We start from the raw sequence: 16,831 nt of genomic DNA on the forward strand, positions 1-16,831 counted from the left end.
ACTCCGCTGACCTTTGCTGAGACGCCTGTCGATCCGCAGGAACCAGGAACTGACCCCGAAGAGCCGGGAACAGACCCCGAGGTGCCCGGGGTGGACTCGTCCGAGGGTGCACTGGTTTGGGGTGTTCGCGAGGCCTTCCGCAACTACATCCTCAGCCCAGTTGCTGGCGGCTCGATTACACCGTCAGCAGGCGCGACCGCGAACAGCGCTGGCGAGTTCGTCTTCCCATGGGACGGCAACCTCGACAACTTTGACGGTTCTAACGGAGTCCTCCAGTTTGTGGGATCCGTGAACTTCACCGGCCACCACGGGGTTCTCGACCTGAACCTCACTAACCCGGCATTGAGCATCTCGAACGGAACCGGTTCGCTATACGTGGACTCCGCCGCAGGCGCCAGCTCGCGGGCGGTGTCACCTCTCGCAGGCAAGACCGAAATCGTCAAGTTCGCAAAGGCGAGCGTTACAGAGCTTAAGAGCGGCGGCTTCTCCATCGAGGCGAGCGGGGCCAAGCTCACGGATGCTGGAGCTCAACTCCTAGAGAACTACCTTGAGTCCGGAGCGGACATGGACAATGCTTCTGCCGTTGTAGCCAACTCGCAGGAGCCAACCGCACCGGAGCCAGGCAAGCCCGGAAAGCCTGACTCCAACGGGGACAAGGATCCTTCGTCCACCGGCAAGGGTGAGTCCAACAAGGACGACAAGAAGGACGAAGGCAAGAAGGCCCCCACCTGTGTAACCCGACAAGTCGCGGCCAAGGCAGGCTCGTCAACTCTGAGCTGGGGCGTCAAGTCGTCGTTCCGCAGCTACATCACCGGTGGAATCGCCAAGGGATCGGTCTCGGGCGGCTGGGGATACGGCTCGGGATCCTTCAACTCGGCGGGAATCGGAACGGTCTCCTTCCCTGGGTCGATGCACTTTAGCGGCCACGACGGAATCCTGAACCTGACCATCAGCAATGTACGTGTGAAGTCCTCGGGTAGTTCTGGAACCCTTGTTGCTGACGTTCGGTCAAGCGACATGGAAGGCAACAAGAGTTCGTACGGTTCCGTATCGTTTGCAACCCTCAACTTCTCCTCAGTTGGCGCAAACGGAGGCAGGGCATCAGCAACACTTACCGCAGCTGGAGCCAAGGCTTTTGCCGGGTTCTACTCTGCGGGTGCTTCCCTCGACTCGTTGACGGTCAACATCTCGGCAGGCTCCAAGGGCGGCACGGAGGTCGTCTGCTACGACGAGGACGGAAACCTCGTGGACGAGAACGGAAACGCACTGGCACAGACCGGATCGAACGCGGGGAACCTCGCGGGCATGGCAGCGCTACTTACCATGACTGGTCTTGCCGCAGTAGTCATCGCAGGACGTCGCCGCACCACCGTGCGTTGAGTAATAGCAGCTAGAAGCCGGCCCGGCTAAGGCCGAGCCACCACGGACGGCACCCACGCGCATGGGTGCCGTCCATCCTGCGTAATTGGAGAACAGACGTGAAGAAGTCCGTAGCTGCCGCGCTCGTAGCGAGCGTGCTCGCAGTAGGAATGCTGTCCGGTTGCGGAACGGCCCAGCCCGTGGAGTCAGAGAACTCCCCGACAACCGCCGCCACTGACGGCGCCGAGGGAACTACTCCCTCCGAGGTTGCCGTCCCGAATGCCCTGGAACTGGAAGGACCGGTCACCGCCGAAAAGGTGTCCGACATCGTCGCGGTGTCCGGTGATGCGGTGCCGAGCCTCCCCGCCACGGTGAAGGACGCTACGGGAGCTGCTCTCGAGATCGCCAATGTGGACCGGATTCTTGCGCTCGACCTCTATGGGACGCTCACGGACACGGTGATCGGCGTTGGACTCGGTGAAAACCTCGTTGGCCGTTCCAACTCCGACACTCAAGAGGCCCTCAAGGACCTGCCCGTTGTCACGGAGAACGGGCACGATCTGAACGTGGAGGCGGTGCTTAACCTGCACCCCACGGTGATCCTCACAAACACCACTATTGGCAATGCTGACAAGTACGGCCAGCTGGAGAAAGCCGGAATCACCGTTGTCCGGTTCGATCCGACCCCGGGGTTTGACCAGATCGACGGCACGATCACGCTTGTGGGCCAAGCGCTAGGAGTTCCCGCGCAAGCAGAGAAGCTCATTGCGGCCACCGATGAAGCATTTGCTCGCGCCGAGGAAGAGATTGCTCGCCTCAAGGCTGGTACGCCACGAGCTCCGCGCGGAACCGTGCTCTATGTAAGGGGAACTGCAGGCGTCTTCTTCATCCTGGGTGCGGAGTACGGCGCCGCTGACGTTATTAACGCCCTTGGCCTCGAGGACGTAGCCGCAGAGAACGGGATCAAGAGTCTCAAGCCCGCTAACGCCGAGGCACTTGTGTCTCTCGACCCAGAGATCATCCTCGCCATGAGCGAGGGTATTCGCTCGGCAGGCGGGGTCAACCAGTTCACGGAGCGTGCGGGTGTTGCCGCCACAACGGCGGGCGCAAAGGAACGCATCATCACCGCGTCCGACGGGCAGCTGCTCTCATACGGACCACGCACGCCGAGCAACCTCGTCGCACTCGCGCGAGCAATTTACACAGACGGATCGGCCGAGTGACCCGGCGCGGACGCGCCTGGGTTGTCGGTGGGGTCCTCGTAGCCGCACTTCTCATCCTGGTCGTCATATCGTCGTCAATTGGACAGTTTCACACCAACACGGCGGATGTGATTGCGTCCCTGCGCAGAGTCCTCATCGAGGGCTCCGAACCGACCGCCAACAGGGTGGACGCAACCCTGTGGACAATCCGATTCCCGCGGACGATCCTCGGAATTCTCGTGGGAGCCGCGCTCGCCGTGGCCGGAACGGTCATGCAGGGGCTCTTTGCCAATCCGCTCGCCGAACCCTCGATTATCGGCGTGAGTTCTGGCGCCTCGGTCGGCGCAACCATCGTGATCGTGTTTGGAATCTCGGCGGTGTACCCGAACGCGCTCCCCGCAGCAGCCTTCGCTGGCGCTGTGGTGGTCACGGCGCTGGTGTGGATGTTTGCGCGGGTTGGCGGCAAGGCTGTTGTGCTGACCCTCGTGCTCACCGGAATCGCGATTAATGCGATCGCTGGCGCGGCCACCAGTTTCCTCATTTTTGTGGGGGACACGTCCTCGCGCGAGCAGGTCATCTTCTGGCAGATGGGCACGCTGTCCAGTGCGGCGTGGCACGAGGTAGTGATCGTCTCGATCGTATTCACGGCAGGGTTCATCGGGAGCATGCTGATCCTCAGGCAGCTCGACGTCCTCGCGCTCGGGGACAAGTCCGCCGTGGCTTCGGGCGTCAATGTGGAGCGACTACGAGTGGTCGCGATCGTGCTGGTCTGCCTCCTGACCGGAGTGGCCGTGGCGTTCGCAGGGGTCATCGCCTTTGTCGGGCTTATCGTCCCGCACGCGCTGAGGCTCATGGTGGGGCCATCGCACCGGTTCCTCGTGCCGCTCTCCGCGCTCGGCGGCGGCCTGCTGTTGGGGATCGCCGATATCGCCGCACGCACGATCATCCCGTTTGCGGACCTCCCCGTGGGCGTCTTCACGGCGCTGGCTGGTGGCCCGCTCTTCCTCGTGCTGCTGCGCCGCACACTTGTCAAGACTGGAGCCTGACCTGTGAAACCCGCACTCACTCTCAAGGACGTCACGGTATCCATTGGCGGAAAGAAGATCATCGAATCGGTGAGCCTCGAATTGCATCCCGGCGAGGTCACCGCGATCATCGGGCCAAACGGCGCAGGCAAGTCCACGCTGTTGAGTGCCGCCTCCGGTCACCTGAGACCAACATCAGGGCTGGTACTCCTAGGCGAGAAGCCCACCGCGAACTACAAGCCAGCGCATGCCGCCCGCATCCGGGCTGTCATGGCCCAGGAGTCCGGGGTCGCTTTCTCGTTCACGGTTCGCGAGGTCGTGGCCATGGGACGCACCCCGTGGGTAAAGGAGAAGGCCAACGACGATGCAGCGATCAATGAGGCGCTCGATCTCACGGACATCCAGCACCTCGCGGAACGCGATGTCACTACGTTGTCCGGCGGTGAAAGGCAGCGCACCGCGCTTGCCCGTGTCATTGCGCAAGCGACCCCGGTCAACGAAGCCTCCGTTGTGCTTCTGGATGAGCCCACGAGTGCCATGGATGTTGCACACGCGGAGGCAACCCTGCGCCTTGCTCGGGACCTAGCGGCGCGGGGCGCTGCGGTGGGCGTGGTCTTGCATGACTTAGACGCGGCAGCCTCCTATGCGGACCGGCTAGTCCTCATGGACCGGGGGCAGATCCGGGCGGTTGGTTCCGTTCGGGAAGTCGCCACCGCGGAACTGCTGTCACAGGTGTACTCCACCGAGGTTGAGGTGTTTGAGTTTGGCGGTCGCCTGCGGGTATCCCCGCTGCGTGCTTCGCACGGGCAGATTGCGTAATCTTAGAACCGTGACTGAAACCGTGCTCTCTCCAACGCCCCGCGAACAACTCCGCGACCTCATCAAGGAACTTTCCGTTGTCCACGGAAAAGTAACCCTGTCCTCCGGCAAGGAGGCCGACTACTACGTTGACCTGCGCCGCGCGACACTGCACCACCGTGCCGCCCCGCTCATCGGCCACGTCCTGCTGGACGCGCTCGAGGAGGCAGGACTCGGCCCTGGTGAGATTGACGCCGTTGGTGGCCTCACCCTGGGTGCCGATCCCATCGCGACCGCGCTTCTCCATGCCGCCGCCTCCCGAGGACTCGACCTTGACGCGTTCGTGGTCCGTAAGGCAGCAAAGGCACACGGAATGCAGCGCCAGATCGAGGGCCCAAGCATTGAAGGCCGCCGTGTAGTGATCCTTGAGGACACCACCACTACGGGCGGCTCGCCCATTACCGCGATTGAGGCAGCACGGGCAGCGGGCGCCGAGGTCGTAGCGGTGGCCACGATCGTGGACCGCAATACCGGGGCCAAGGAAAAGATCGAGGCCTACGACGTCTCCTACCACTACCTGTTCGACCTGGCAGACCTAGACCTCGTCTGACACCCCGCCCTACACGCCGAGATCCTAGTTGCGGCGGTGATTTCCTAGCACGCAGCTAGGATCTCGGCGTATCGGCACTTTAGTGGAGTGAGACTAGAACTCGACAGCCGGCACAGCGCGTACGGCTGGGTCGTCCGTTTCAAAGTACTGCGCGCGCACAAAGTTGAAGATGCCCGCGATGATGTTGGATGGGAACGACTCAACCTTGGTGTTGAGATCACGCACGTTCGCGTTGTAGAACCGGCGGTTGGCGGCGATGCGGTCCTCGGTGTTGGCCAGCTCGCGCTGGAGTTCCAGGAAGTTTGCTGATGCCTTCAGTTCCGGGTAGTTCTCCGCCACGGCAAAGAGCCCACTGAGCGCGCGACTGACCTGACCTTCGGCCTCTGCCTGGCGCACCGGATCACCGGACAGCCCCGCGGCATTAGCCCGCGCGTTCGTGAGCTGCTCCAACACGCCTCGCTCGTGGGCGGCGTAGCCCTTGACGGTGCTGATGAGGTTCGGGATGAGGTCGTGCCGGCGGTGCAGCTCAACGTCGATCTGGCGCCAAGACTCCTGCACCAGGTTCCGGAGCTTGATGAAGCCGTTGTACGTGCCAATGATCCAGCCAACAATGGCGAGGACAACAAAGGCCAAGACTACGAGCACTATTTCCATGACTATCCTTTTTGCGGGTTGGGTCGAAGCTGTGTGACGGACTGACGTCCGGCCTGAACGGACTACCGTCCGTCCCAGACGTACTGCGGGATGGAGTTGATGAACTGGTTGAGGGCCTCACAGGTCGGTTCGATCTGTTCGAACTTCACATGGCCCCGGCGCCACGCAAACACTGTGTGACCATGGATCCGGATACTTGAGCGGTCATAGCCTGCGCCCATGAGGAGTTCCATCATGCGCTGGTGGACCACATCGAACGCGAACCGGCGGTCCTGAGCGGTGACGTGCCATTTGCGGTTGAAGGCTTCGTATTCGAACTGGATGTCTTTGACGCCCACCTTGGCAAACAGCCGGGTGCCAAAGTCTTCCGGAGCTAGCTCGAGCCAGGGGAGCGGGCGCGGAATCTGCATCTCGACTACGTGAAACTCGTACGTGGTGGAGGAACTGTTCTCTCCCACGCCTGAGGATTCCGTGTACTCGTACTCGTAACTGCGAAAGTGCCGTGAGACCGGCGCACCATTAGCGTCCGCGGCAGGCCACAGCCCCGTCATGATGAGAGAGCCCGCCCGGCTGGACCCCTGTCCGAACGGCCCGAATCGCCATCCGTCGCCGATTCGTGAGTCCCTGCGCTCGTAGCTCCAGCCCCGCTCGATGGCGTACTGGCTGGCCTGGTCGTGCCGCTTTTTGTTGTGCAGATACCCCAGCACGAACACCGCGGCGAAGCCCACTATGGCGAGACCAAAGATTGCGGTCATGTCATCCCCTGCGCTTTACCTGTGCTTTACCTAAGCAAAGTATGTACGACTTTGTCCCGAAACCCAAGGGCATTTCCAGAGAATGAACGACGATCCACCCACCCACGCGCACATGTGCAGTTGGGTGAGTGGATCGTCGTGAATAAAATGCGGCGGTTCCACCGGTGCCGTTTCGAAAAACCTGGCCACGAGTGCTCAAAAGATACTGCGACCTAGAGCAAGAGGTCATGGAAGCTGCACGTCCTTAGAGCAAGAACCAGCCTTCCTAGATGGACTCAATTACAGAGCCCGACCCTGAATACTAGTAACGCTAGGAGACCACACGGAACATCGCAATCTAGAAGCGACTGGTGTACTACTATCTGTGACGTTCGTGCGACCCAAACCCTGTATCGGGTATCGTCCAGCTCGCTCAGACTCGGAGAAGCGTTTCGAATGACTCGCCGCAATGGTCCTGTCTAGGTGCCGAATATCTCCTTGAGACGCGTAATTCGCTCATCGCTAAGTCTCCGTTCACCGCCCAACTGCCTTGTAATCGCGGTAACGGTGGCCATGTACTCAAGGCGTTCCATCGACAACATCGCCTGTTCCAGGCTTGGACCCCACGTGAGCGCACCGTGGTGCTCGAGGAGACATGCGGACGTGGTGCCCACGAACGGTTCAATGGAGTCCGGCACCTCGTGCGTGGACGGCGTAGCGTACCCAGCCAACGGGATGGAAGGCAAGGCAACAACGGTCTCAGGCATCATTGGTGCGTCGAACGTTTCGCCCCTGATCGCAAACGCAGTTGCGTACGGCGGGTGTGCATGGACGACTCCATTCGCCGACTGGTCTCGTTCGTAGACGCGCAGGTGCATCTTGATCTCGGAGGATGGTCCTTTGCCTTCCATCGCATACAAGACGGTGCCGTCCAGACTTACCCGCGGGAGCATCTCAGGCGTCATGCCGCCCTTTGATACCCCGGTGGGCGTGCACAGTATCGAGCCGTCAGGTAGTCGCATTGAGACGTTTCCATCGTTGGCAACTACCAGCCCACGGTCGTAAAGACGCTGGCCCACCTCGATGATGGCCTGCCGCTCCTTGGGGAAATCCATCAGTCGCTCGCGCCCTTGGAGAGATCCCGGTACATTGTCTCGGCGTCTTCAATGGAACTGCCTGCGTGAACGATTGAACCGACCGCCTGAATCATCGCGTGTGGAGCCTCGCGTTGGAAGATGTTCCTGCCCATATCCACACCGGACGCACCTTCGGCCATGGCCTTGTACGCCATGGTGAGTGCGTCCTTAACCGGAAGCTTCTTTCCACCAGCCATGATCACCGGCACTGGAGTTCCAGCACACACGTCTGAGAAACCCTCGTCGCAGTAGTAGGTCTTGACCAGCTGCGCGCCAAGCTCAGCGATAATTCGGGTTGCCAAGCCAAGATACCTAGCATCGCGGACAAGGTCCTTGCCCACCGCTGTGACTCCAAGGACCGGAATGCCGTAACGCAAACCGTCATCAACCAGCTTGGTCATGTTCGCAATGGACTGAGTCTCGTGCTCGCCGCCCACAAAGACCTGCACTGCGACAGCAGCAGCATCAATACGAACGGCGTCTTCTATATCCATGGCTAGACGCTCGTCCGATAGTTCTTTCAGGATCGACGGGCCGCCGGAAGCGCGGAGCACGAGAGCGTTGTCGTTCGAGGGCGGGACAACCGAGCGAATGATCCCGCGGGTCGCCATGAGTGCGTCAGCATAAGGCGCCAGCGGGTTGATGTTGAGGTCTACACGTTCCAGACCGGACGTTGGCCCTTGGAAGTAGCCGTGGTCAAAGGCGAGCATGACGGTGTGTCCGTCGTCGCCGAAGATCCTTGAGAGTCTGTGCTTCATTCCGTAGTCGAGATTTCCAGAGCCCTTGATGTGGAAACCACCGTGTTCCTGGGGGATGTCAGTGTGATACTGCTTGGCGTTGACGTTGCCTTCGAGGTCGGCCATCTTTTTCTCCTTTGGATTCTGTACTGCTGTGTACTTTCGGGACGTATCTTGTGGCTCAGAGGCCAATGTGGGAAGGTAGCGCGGGCTCTCCCGGGTTCCACGGCACCGAAATGGTGTCGCCCGAGACCGGCGGCGTCTTGAGGAAGTAGAACTCGCAGTCCTCAGCGTGATCGTTCGAGACGCGGTGCATCTCGCCGCGTTCGCACTGGTAGATCGAACCAGGACCCAACTCCACGCTGTTGGTGGTCTCAAGCCAAACGGTGAGGATCCCTGCAGTGACGATGAAGGTTTCTTCCCCGTGTGCGTGATAGTGGTTCTCCATGGCATGCCCGGGCTCGAGCCTGACAACTCCGACGTCCAGAGTTTCGGACTTGAGGAGATAGGCTGGTCCCCAGGTCTCAAACCGGAACTCCGCGTCTTGCCGGTGTGCTTGCTTCATTGCGTTCTCCTAGATGACTCGTTCGTTTCCGCCGTCGATTGGGACCTGAGCGCCCGTGGTGGCGATGAAGGTATCGTCAGCCATGGCTCGCACAAGGCGCCCCACGTCGGCGCTGCGGACCTCCGTGTGCAGGAGGTTCCGGGTCTTGTACTCATCCACGGTCATGCCGTAGTGGTCGGCGCGCTTTGCTAGGAGTTCCGGAGTCCAAAGCGCGGTGTCAAAGACTGCGTCCGGGTGCACCATATTCACGCGAATGCCGTCTTGTGCCCACTCAAGTGCGGCCACGCGCGACAACTGAGTGAGAGCAGCTTTGGAGCTGGAATACGCAGCTGCTCCTGGACCCGGTGCCGCAAAGTTCTTGGATGCCACCACGCAGACTCGACCAAGGCTTGGGGAGAGCGCCAGGAACGGCTGGACGAGTCCGAAGGTGGTGACCACCGAATCCACGTTGATGGACATTGTGCGTTGCCACATGCCGGGGTCGAGTTCAGTGAGGTGCTGTGCGGTGGGGAAAACCCCCGCCGCGACAACGAGAATGTCGAGACCGCCGCACTGTGCAACGATCGAGTAGACGGCTGCGGCCTGAGCCTCTGCATCCGTGACATCCACCCTCATGCCGATCCACTCCGGCGAATCGAAGGTCTGCGAGACGCCCTCAGAAATGTCCCATCCCACCACAGTGGCACCGCTCGCCAGCAGCTCGGCTGCGCACGCCTTGCCGATGCCAGAGGCCGCGCCAGTCACGAGCGCCACGCGCCCAGAGAGGGGAAGTGCGTTGTCCGTGGCCCTGAGCTTGTTCAGTTGAGGGGGCCAAAACTCAAGGTTGCGTACGTGCTCGGTGGATGCGGGACGATAGCCGCCCAGCGCCGAGGAAGCGTGTGCGCTCGCGAGCTGGTGTTCAACGATGTCAACGCTCCGCAGCGATTCCTTGCGGGTTCTCCCCACGCACGAAATCGTTGATTGCCCCACGATGACCCGGGGTAACCGGGAGAGTATAGGGAGAGTCGCATCTTGCGGTTCGCCCGACTGCGGAAGGTACTCGTCTCCCCACTGGGGTAGTTGCTCTCTCGCAAGGTCGAGCGGGCGGTAACCTACATAGTTCACGTGGTCGGGGGTTATGGGGCCATGCTGGAGATCTCCTAGGTCGTTCTCAGGGGCTGTGCGGCTCGTGAGGACAACGGGGTGGCCTGCTCTTTCGGAGAGTTCCTTTCTCAGTTGGGCAAGCTCGATTGCCTCTGCCTTTGAGGGTTCCGGGAGCCGGAGTGCGATGGGTTCAAGCGGTTGCCCCGACTGTTGCTCTATATAGGACTGGGCTACCGCGACTGCGTTGAGGTGACTCTCAAGCGCTTGCTGCGCGCTGTCTGAGAAGGTGAACAGGCCGTGATTCAGTACGACGATTCCTAATGCATCTTCCTGCGCCTGGTGGGGCAGGTCGTTCCACAGGCTCCAGATTGCATGGCCGAGCGCAGGCCCAGGCATCGCGTACTCGCACACTAGGAACCTGTCACCGAGGACGCGTTTGACCAGTGCGGCGCCGTCTGGGGTGTTGGTCAAAGCGACGATCGCGTCCGCGTGGGAGTGTAAGACAAAGGTGTGCGGCAAGGCGGCGTGGACGAGGGCTTCCACCGATGGGGACGCGACACCGGAATCGAGGCGGGCGCGCTGCTGCACCAGGAGGAATTGCTCTGGCCCGAGGTCCGGATGGGGGAGGGCCTCGCGGAGGAGGTCAAGGTCGAGGAGCGCGAACGAGGTGCCCGTTGCATCCCGCATGTCGGAACCGCTCGACTTCACGTACAGGGCTTCCACTGAGCGTCCCGTGGGACTCTGAGAGCTGACTTTGGCAGAGGAATTTCCGCCCCCATGCAGCACAAGTGAGCGGTCGCTACCCAGCGTCCGTGAGACCTCGATGAGCTGTGTGAGTGCGTCTGCAGAGGCTTCAGTCATGTGCGTCTCCTTTGACGTGCATGTATTGGTTGTAAATAAAATCATGCCCTAGATCGCCCGAGTTGTAAAACAACTCATGCCGAGGGTTGCTTGAGGGCACGAAAAAGCCGGCTCTGCGCTAATGCGCCAGAACCGGCTCTATCTGGGAGGCGGACTCAGCTCGTGCGATGGATCGAGAACGCGTACTTTCCCTCGATGAAGTAGGTACGCGAGTAGGCGAAGATCCTGTCGGAGTCGTCGTAGTGGATCTGGTCCAGCAGGACGAACAGAGTGTGCTTGTCCATGTCCTTCCCCCACCCCACGTAGTCGGAGTTGACGGCGTGGATCTCTGCAACCGAGTGGTGAGCGTGGATGCCGTAGGCCTGCTCAAGGTGGGCGAATATCGAACCTTCAAAGCCGGCAGGATCGAAGTCGGAGGGGAACTGGTTCGTGGGGAGCAGGTCGTAGGAATAGGCAACAACCTCGTCATCAGCGAGGATAGATCGCCTCAATTCCAAGACCGAGTCATTTGGATTGAGCCCGAGTTTCCGCGCCTCATCGGGCAGTGCAGGGCGAATGGTCCGGCTCTGATACTCCATGCTTGGGCGGTGCCCTGTTGCGCGGATTGACTCGGTGATGGACTCAAGCTTTTCTAGGCCCGCGTGAATCGCGTTCCGTTCAGTGACGAAGGTGCCGACACCGTGCTGGGTTCGCACGAGGTTCTTTGCTTCGAGTTGTCGCAACGCGTTACGAAGCGTTGGGCGGGAGACTCCGAAGAGGCGCGCTAGGTCGGTCTCGGTGGGGAGGCGATCGCCCGGCTTGTATGTGCCCTCGGTGATCGCGCCGCGTAGATCCTGGGTCACGCGTGACACCAGAGTCTCCTTTGCCATGGACTTCTCCGACCTTCGCAGCAAGCCTGCATGTCAGGCCAGCTTAACGACTAGGAATTAATGGTCATAATTATGTCCTATTTAGCGTCTTTCGCAAAGCAGAGTGCAAAAAAACAGTGACAATCGTTGACATGTCGTTTTACAACCTTGTATCGTCGCTTGTAATCGCACACTGCGAGGTGACCCGGGTCAAATAAGGAAAACCTCAGCAGAGGTGGAACCACGAAAGGAGCGACATGGTCGTCGCGATTGAGTGGCTCAATGAACCGAACCCACACATCCGGCTCATTGATCAAACCCAACTGCCACACAACGAGGTCTACCTCGAAATCACCGAGGTGGACGAACTTGTGCGGGCAATCCAAGTTCTTGCAGTTCGCGGAGCGCCAGCTCTGGGAGCCGCAGGAGGGCTTGGAGTGCCGCTTGCAATGCTGCAGGCGGAACGTGAAGGGTGGAGCGCCCACGAACTTGAGGAGAACATCCGCAAGATCCGTGACGCCCGCCCAACAGCCGTAAATCTTGCATGGGGCGCCGACCGCGTTGACGCTGTAAGAGAAGAAGGCTTTGCCGCTGCCCTCGCCGCAGCACTTCTGATCGTAGAAGAAGACGAGGCCGCAAACCGGGCACTCTCGCGCCACGGCGCGGACTGGATCCTTGCACGGACTGGAAAGGATCGCGTTCGGGTTGTCACGCACTGCAACACAGGGGCACTGGCAACAAGCGCATGGGGCACGGCCTACGGCATCATTCACGAACTGCATCAGCGTGGTGCGCTAGAACTCGTCTATGTGGACGAGACCAGGCCGCTCCTGCAAGGTTCCCGACTCACCAGTTGGGAACTCACTCAGGATGGCATCAACCATGTGGTCCAGGTTGACGGTGCCGCATCGTCGACAATCCTGCGAGGTCTCGCAGATGTGGCTATCATCGGTGCGGACCGCATCACTGCCAATGGAGACACCGCGAACAAAGTGGGTTCCGTCGCGCTTGCACTCGCGTGCAACTACGCCGGAATACCATTCATGGTTGCTGCTCCATACTCAACGGTCGACCTGGACACCCCGTCAGGCGATCACATTCACATCGAAGAGCGAGGCAGCGAAGAAGTACTCAACTTCGCAGGAGCCTCTGTGGCGCTAGAAGGCACGCCCGTGTTCAACCCAGCCTTCGACGTCACGCCGCATGACCTCGTCAGTGCGATTGCCACGGAACGAGGAATCGTGGAGCCGGCAAGTTCGCCGGACCCACGTGTCATGGCCTAGGGGTCATACCAGCTGGAGCGCGTCTCGCGGTGCCAGCGACAGTACTTCCCAAGTGACACTTGAAGTGAAAGGACGCAACGGTGCGTACACAGAGACTTTTCATCGCCTCGCTGGCTTCAGCGGCGCTCGTGCTTGCAGGGTGCAGCCAGGGCGGAACGAACAACGAAGAGACCGCGAAGCCGACTGAGACTCAGACAGCGGACGAGGGGGAGACCACAGGCGGCACGGCAGAGAAGCCGGCTCCATTTGATCAGGAAGTGCGCGTTGCCGTTGTCCAGCAGTCGGGCCAGGGTGACTACTTCCAGCAGTACCTGAACGGAACCAAGCAGCAGGCGGAAGCTCTGGGCATGAAGCTTGACGTCTACGATGCGCAGGGTAACAACGCTACGCAGGCAACCCAGCTCGACCAGGCAATTGCCTCGGGAGTGGACGCAATCATCGTGCGCCACGGTCAGACCGACACACTGTGCCCGGGCGTGAACGACGCTCTCGCTAAGGACATCGCAGTCATCATCTATGACGTGGAGATCCAGAGTTGCGCGCCGGACGCGATTCAGACCCAGCAGTCTGACGCGATCATGGCCTCCCTGGTTCTGGACCAGATGGTCAAGGACATTGGAACAGACCAGAAGGTCGGTTATGTCAACGTTCTTGGTATCGCGCCTCTGGACCGTCGCCACGCAGTCTGGGAAGAGTACAAGAAGACGAACAACTGGGACGAGCTCTTCTTCACCGGTACCTACACCAACTCGTCCGCAACCGACACCGCTCCAATGGTTGTCTCGGCTCTCCAAGCAAACGGTGATGTTGTCGCAATCTACGCACCGTATGACGAGCTGACCAAGGGCACCCTCTCTGCAATCGAGCAGGTCAAGGGCGCCAAGAGTGACATCAAGGTGTACGGCGCAGACATCTCAACCGCTGACATCGAACTGATGATCGCGGAGAACTCAAGCTGGAAGGCAACGGGCGCAACCGACCCGAACGCTATCGGTGCAGCCGTGGTTCGCACCCTTGCACTGTCCATGGCTGGGCAGTTGGACACCAAGAAGGTTGAGTTCCCACCAATCCTGATCACCCAGGACTTCCTGCGGGAAAACAACATCACCAACATGGACGAACTGCGTGCCAAGGAACCTGCTTTGAACATCGCGGACACGTCTTCGGCTGACTGGATTCCTTCGGTCAAGTTCTAGTAGTACCTGCGGCGGGGGTGCAGCGCCCCCGCCGCACATCCATTGCGAACTCCGGTTGAAAGGAGTTGGGATGAACAACGATGTTCAACCTAACGAATCGGTTCCCGAGAGCAGTGAGCCTACGCTCGGCGCCGATGCTCTAGGGACTCAAGATTCCACCACGGCAGCCCCTGCACTTGAGCTAGTCGACATCGTGATGAGCTTTGGCTCGAACAGGGTGTTGAAGGGAGTCGACCTCACGCTGCACCCAGGGCGGATCACCGCCTTACTGGGTGCGAACGGTGCGGGTAAGTCCACACTGATCAAGATCTTGGCTGGGGTGTACTCGGCCGTATCCGGGGAAGTCCGCATCGACGGAGTTCCGGTGGAGATTAATCGCCCACTGGATGCGACCGCCAACGGTCTGCAGACCGTGCACCAGCGTATCGACGACTCAATCCTGCCTGGCTTGACGGTCGCGGAGAACCTCGTTTTTGAGGAGATCGCGCGCGGTCAGGCCCCAAAGGTTTCGTCGCTTTCTGCTCTGCTTCCTCGCGCCCGCGAGATCGCCTCCTCACTGTCGCTCGGGTGGAGCGACGAGGTCTTGCGCAAGGACGTCTATGAGTTGGGCATCGCCGACTGCCAACTCCTGCTACTGGCTCGGGCGCTAGTGCATCGACCAAAGGTGCTCATCTTGGATGAACCAACCTCGACGCTCTCAAGTGCGGAAGCCGACCGGCTGTATGAACTGATCTTCAGGCTTCGCGATGAGGGCGTAGCGATCCTCTACGTGTCCCACCGCATGGGTGAGATCAAGGCCCTTGCCGACGATGTCGTTGTGCTCCGGGATGGCCGAATCATCGATGAGCAGCACCGGCCATTTGACCTCAATCGGGCGGTCGCCGCCATGCTCGGTCAGCAGACCGTGCGCGACGCGGAAGAAGTCGTGGAGAATCGCGGCGAGACAACCCGTTTTGCCATCAAGGACGTGCAGTTGCTGAAGCACTCTGTGCCAACGTCAGTTGAACTGCGCGCGGGTGAGGTCACCGGCATCATCGGACTAATCGGTGCAGGCAAGACCGAGTTGGCTGAGGTCATATACGGGGCAAACACGAAGACCACCGCTCACATGGAGCTGAATGGCAAGCCGTATGCGCCGAGAAACCCCAAGGAAGCGATCAGTCACGGCGTGTACTTAGTCCCCGAGGACCGAGCCGCCGAAGCGATGCTCCCGGGGTGGTCTATCTCGAGCACACTCTCCCTGCCTTTCTTGCGTAGCTTTGCGGGCCTGTTCTCGCTCAACACCGCCAAGGAAAACCGCAACGCATCTGACGCAATCAGCGAGTTCGGGATTGTCTCAACCGGCCCGGATCAACCAGTTGACGCTCTGTCTGGGGGAAACCAGCAGAAGGTGATCGTGGCGCGCTGGATGCGTGAGAAAACGAACCTCCTTGTCCTCGATGAGCCATTCCGTGGCGTCGACATCGGGGCGCGGCGGGACATCTCGCATAGAGCGAGGGAGCTGGCCAGCCGAGGAGCGTGCGTCGCTGTGCTTGTCAGCGACGTGGAGGAAGTCCGGGAAGTCGCGGACCGAATTATCGTGCTGGTCGAGGGCGAGGCACGCCTGGACGCCTACACCAGTGAAATCACAAATGAACTCATTATTTCGACGATGTCAGAGGTCTCAGCATGACGCAGGCAACCGAAACAAAAGCACCAGTATCTACAAGTGATAGTTCAGCAATGGACACCGTGCGCGACATTGTGGTCAAGTACGGGTTTATTGCGGTCACCATTGGCTTCTTCGTCTACTTTGCGGTGACAGAGCCGGCGTTTGCTACGTCCTCGTCGATCTTCGCGATGCTGAAGTTTGCTTCAGTCACGGCCATTCTGGGTATCGGCGTCATGTTCACAATGGTGGTGGGCGGCCTCGATCTGTCGATCGGATCAACAGCGGGTCTTTCCGTTCAACTCGCGGCAATGACGATGGTCTTCTACAACATGAACGCCGGAACGGCTATCGTTGCCGTCCTCTTGGGTGGGCTCGTGGTGGGGTGCCTGAACGCATTCCTCATCGTGGTGTGCAAGATCCCCGATCTCCTTGCCACGCTAGCCGTCATGTTCGTGATCCAGGGGGCAAAGCTGATCCCCGTGAACGGTCAGTCGGTTTCGGGTGGAATGGTTCGTCAGGATGGCACCGTGGCGCCAGGAAAGTTCGACCCGGCATTCCTCAAGATTGACCGCGGCTACGTCGGGCCTGTTCCGCTCCCCGTTGTCATCATGCTCGTGGTCGTCGTGGTCGCGTGGTTCATCTTGGCCCGCACCTCGTGGGGTCGCATCCTCTATGCGATCGGTTCAAACCCTGACGCCGCTCGCCTTGCCGGTGTGCGCGTGGGATTGCACAGGGCATTGGCGTACATCATGTGTTCTCTGTTCGCATCGGTTGGTGGCCTGATCCTCGTGTCGAGGATTGGCCAGGGAGACGTTGCGGCGGGTAGCTCGAGTCTCCTTGAGGCGGTAGCTGTCGCGCTTGTTGGAACCTCGGTTCTGGGACTGGCTAAGCCGAACGCTTGGGGCACACTTCTTGGTGCGCTTCTCATCGCGATCGTGCTGACCGGTATGAACATGAAGGGCTTGCAGTACTACCACCAAGACACCGCTAAGGGGCTCGTGCTGTTGCTTGCATTGCTCTTCTCGTTCACGGTGTCACGCCGAAAGGCCCGTTACACCCCCGCGACGTGATCGTGGTGGGGCGTCCGCG

16 protein-coding genes are annotated in these 16,831 nt (G+C 60.3%); 9 read left to right on the forward strand and 7 right to left on the reverse strand.

Annotated elements, in window-relative coordinates; translation table 11 throughout:
- The 5 genes from HGSM_RS14585 to pyrE all read left to right on the forward strand — a co-directional run.
- The coding region (locus HGSM_RS14585; RefSeq protein ID WP_019147523.1) for an HtaA domain-containing protein at positions 1–1,380 on the forward strand (1,380 nt) is incomplete at its 5' end.
- Between the two features lie 98 nt (positions 1,381–1,478).
- A complete protein-coding gene (locus HGSM_RS04360; protein ID WP_019147524.1) occupies positions 1,479–2,582 on the forward strand; it encodes a heme/hemin ABC transporter substrate-binding protein in 1,104 nt (367 codons plus the stop codon).
- Positions 2,579–3,607 carry a FecCD family ABC transporter permease gene (locus tag HGSM_RS04365; RefSeq protein WP_019147525.1) on the forward strand — a complete coding sequence of 343 codons (1,029 nt, stop codon included), beginning with the start codon at positions 2,579–2,581 and terminating at the stop codon, positions 3,605–3,607. The genes HGSM_RS04360 and HGSM_RS04365 overlap by 4 nt, the downstream gene beginning before the upstream one ends.
- Positions 3,608–3,610: 3 nt before the next feature.
- Positions 3,611–4,405: a heme ABC transporter ATP-binding protein gene (locus HGSM_RS04370; protein ID WP_019147526.1), complete on the forward strand. Its 795-nt coding sequence runs from the start codon at positions 3,611–3,613 to the stop codon at positions 4,403–4,405.
- A gap of 10 nt (positions 4,406–4,415) precedes the next feature.
- Entirely contained in the window at positions 4,416–4,994 is a 579-nt protein-coding gene (pyrE, locus tag HGSM_RS04375) for an orotate phosphoribosyltransferase (protein ID WP_019147527.1), read from the forward strand.
- 93 nt (positions 4,995–5,087) lie between these two features.
- On the opposite strand, the gene HGSM_RS04380 is transcribed toward pyrE, so the two are convergent.
- From HGSM_RS04380 to HGSM_RS04410, 7 genes are all read right to left on the reverse strand, one after another.
- Positions 5,088–5,648, reverse strand: a complete 561-nt coding sequence (locus HGSM_RS04380; protein WP_019147528.1) for a LemA family protein — start codon at positions 5,646–5,648, stop codon at positions 5,088–5,090.
- A 62-nt stretch (positions 5,649–5,710) separates the two neighbouring features.
- Positions 5,711–6,403: a hypothetical protein gene (locus HGSM_RS13620; protein ID WP_019147529.1), complete on the reverse strand. Its 693-nt coding sequence runs from the start codon at positions 6,401–6,403 to the stop codon at positions 5,711–5,713.
- A 458-nt stretch (positions 6,404–6,861) separates the two neighbouring features.
- Positions 6,862–7,497 carry a class II aldolase/adducin family protein gene (locus HGSM_RS04390; protein WP_019147530.1) on the reverse strand — a complete coding sequence of 212 codons (636 nt, stop codon included), beginning with the start codon at positions 7,495–7,497 and terminating at the stop codon, positions 6,862–6,864.
- On the reverse strand, positions 7,497–8,381 hold the full coding sequence (gene lsrF / locus HGSM_RS04395; RefSeq protein ID WP_019147531.1) for a 3-hydroxy-5-phosphonooxypentane-2,4-dione thiolase: 885 nt from the start codon (positions 8,379–8,381) through the stop codon (positions 7,497–7,499). The genes HGSM_RS04390 and lsrF overlap by 1 nt, the downstream gene beginning before the upstream one ends.
- A gap of 55 nt (positions 8,382–8,436) precedes the next feature.
- Positions 8,437–8,820 (reverse strand): cupin domain-containing protein, encoded by a 384-nt coding sequence (locus tag HGSM_RS04400; RefSeq protein ID WP_019147532.1) that lies wholly within the window; start codon positions 8,818–8,820, stop codon positions 8,437–8,439.
- A gap of 9 nt (positions 8,821–8,829) precedes the next feature.
- Complete coding sequence (locus HGSM_RS04405; protein ID WP_019147533.1) at positions 8,830–10,764, reverse strand: SDR family NAD(P)-dependent oxidoreductase; 1,935 nt, start codon at positions 10,762–10,764, stop codon at positions 8,830–8,832.
- Positions 10,765–10,919: 155 nt separating this feature from the next.
- Complete coding sequence (locus HGSM_RS04410; RefSeq protein WP_019147534.1) at positions 10,920–11,633, reverse strand: GntR family transcriptional regulator; 714 nt, start codon at positions 11,631–11,633, stop codon at positions 10,920–10,922.
- A 236-nt stretch (positions 11,634–11,869) separates the two neighbouring features.
- Here HGSM_RS04410 and mtnA point away from each other — a divergent pair, with 236 nt between their 5' ends.
- The 4 genes from mtnA (at position 11,870) to HGSM_RS04430 (ending at position 16,812) form a co-directional block, all read left to right on the forward strand.
- The gene (gene mtnA, locus HGSM_RS04415; RefSeq protein WP_019147535.1) at positions 11,870–12,895 is read left to right on the forward strand and encodes an S-methyl-5-thioribose-1-phosphate isomerase; all 1,026 of its coding nucleotides are present in this window, start codon (positions 11,870–11,872) and stop codon (positions 12,893–12,895) included.
- An 80-nt stretch (positions 12,896–12,975) separates the two neighbouring features.
- A complete protein-coding gene (locus tag HGSM_RS04420) occupies positions 12,976–14,091 on the forward strand; it encodes a substrate-binding domain-containing protein (protein WP_019147536.1) in 1,116 nt (371 codons plus the stop codon).
- A gap of 70 nt (positions 14,092–14,161) precedes the next feature.
- Positions 14,162–15,763 (forward strand): sugar ABC transporter ATP-binding protein, encoded by a 1,602-nt coding sequence (locus HGSM_RS04425; protein WP_019147537.1) that lies wholly within the window; start codon positions 14,162–14,164, stop codon positions 15,761–15,763.
- Positions 15,764–15,813: 50 nt separating this feature from the next.
- Entirely contained in the window at positions 15,814–16,812 is a 999-nt protein-coding gene (locus HGSM_RS04430) for an ABC transporter permease (protein ID WP_019147538.1), read from the forward strand.
- Positions 16,813–16,831: the final 19 nt, after the last annotated feature.

This window comes from Timonella senegalensis JC301, assembly GCF_000312125.1.
GTDB classification, from domain to species: domain Bacteria; phylum Actinomycetota; class Actinomycetes; order Actinomycetales; family Cellulomonadaceae; genus Timonella; species Timonella senegalensis.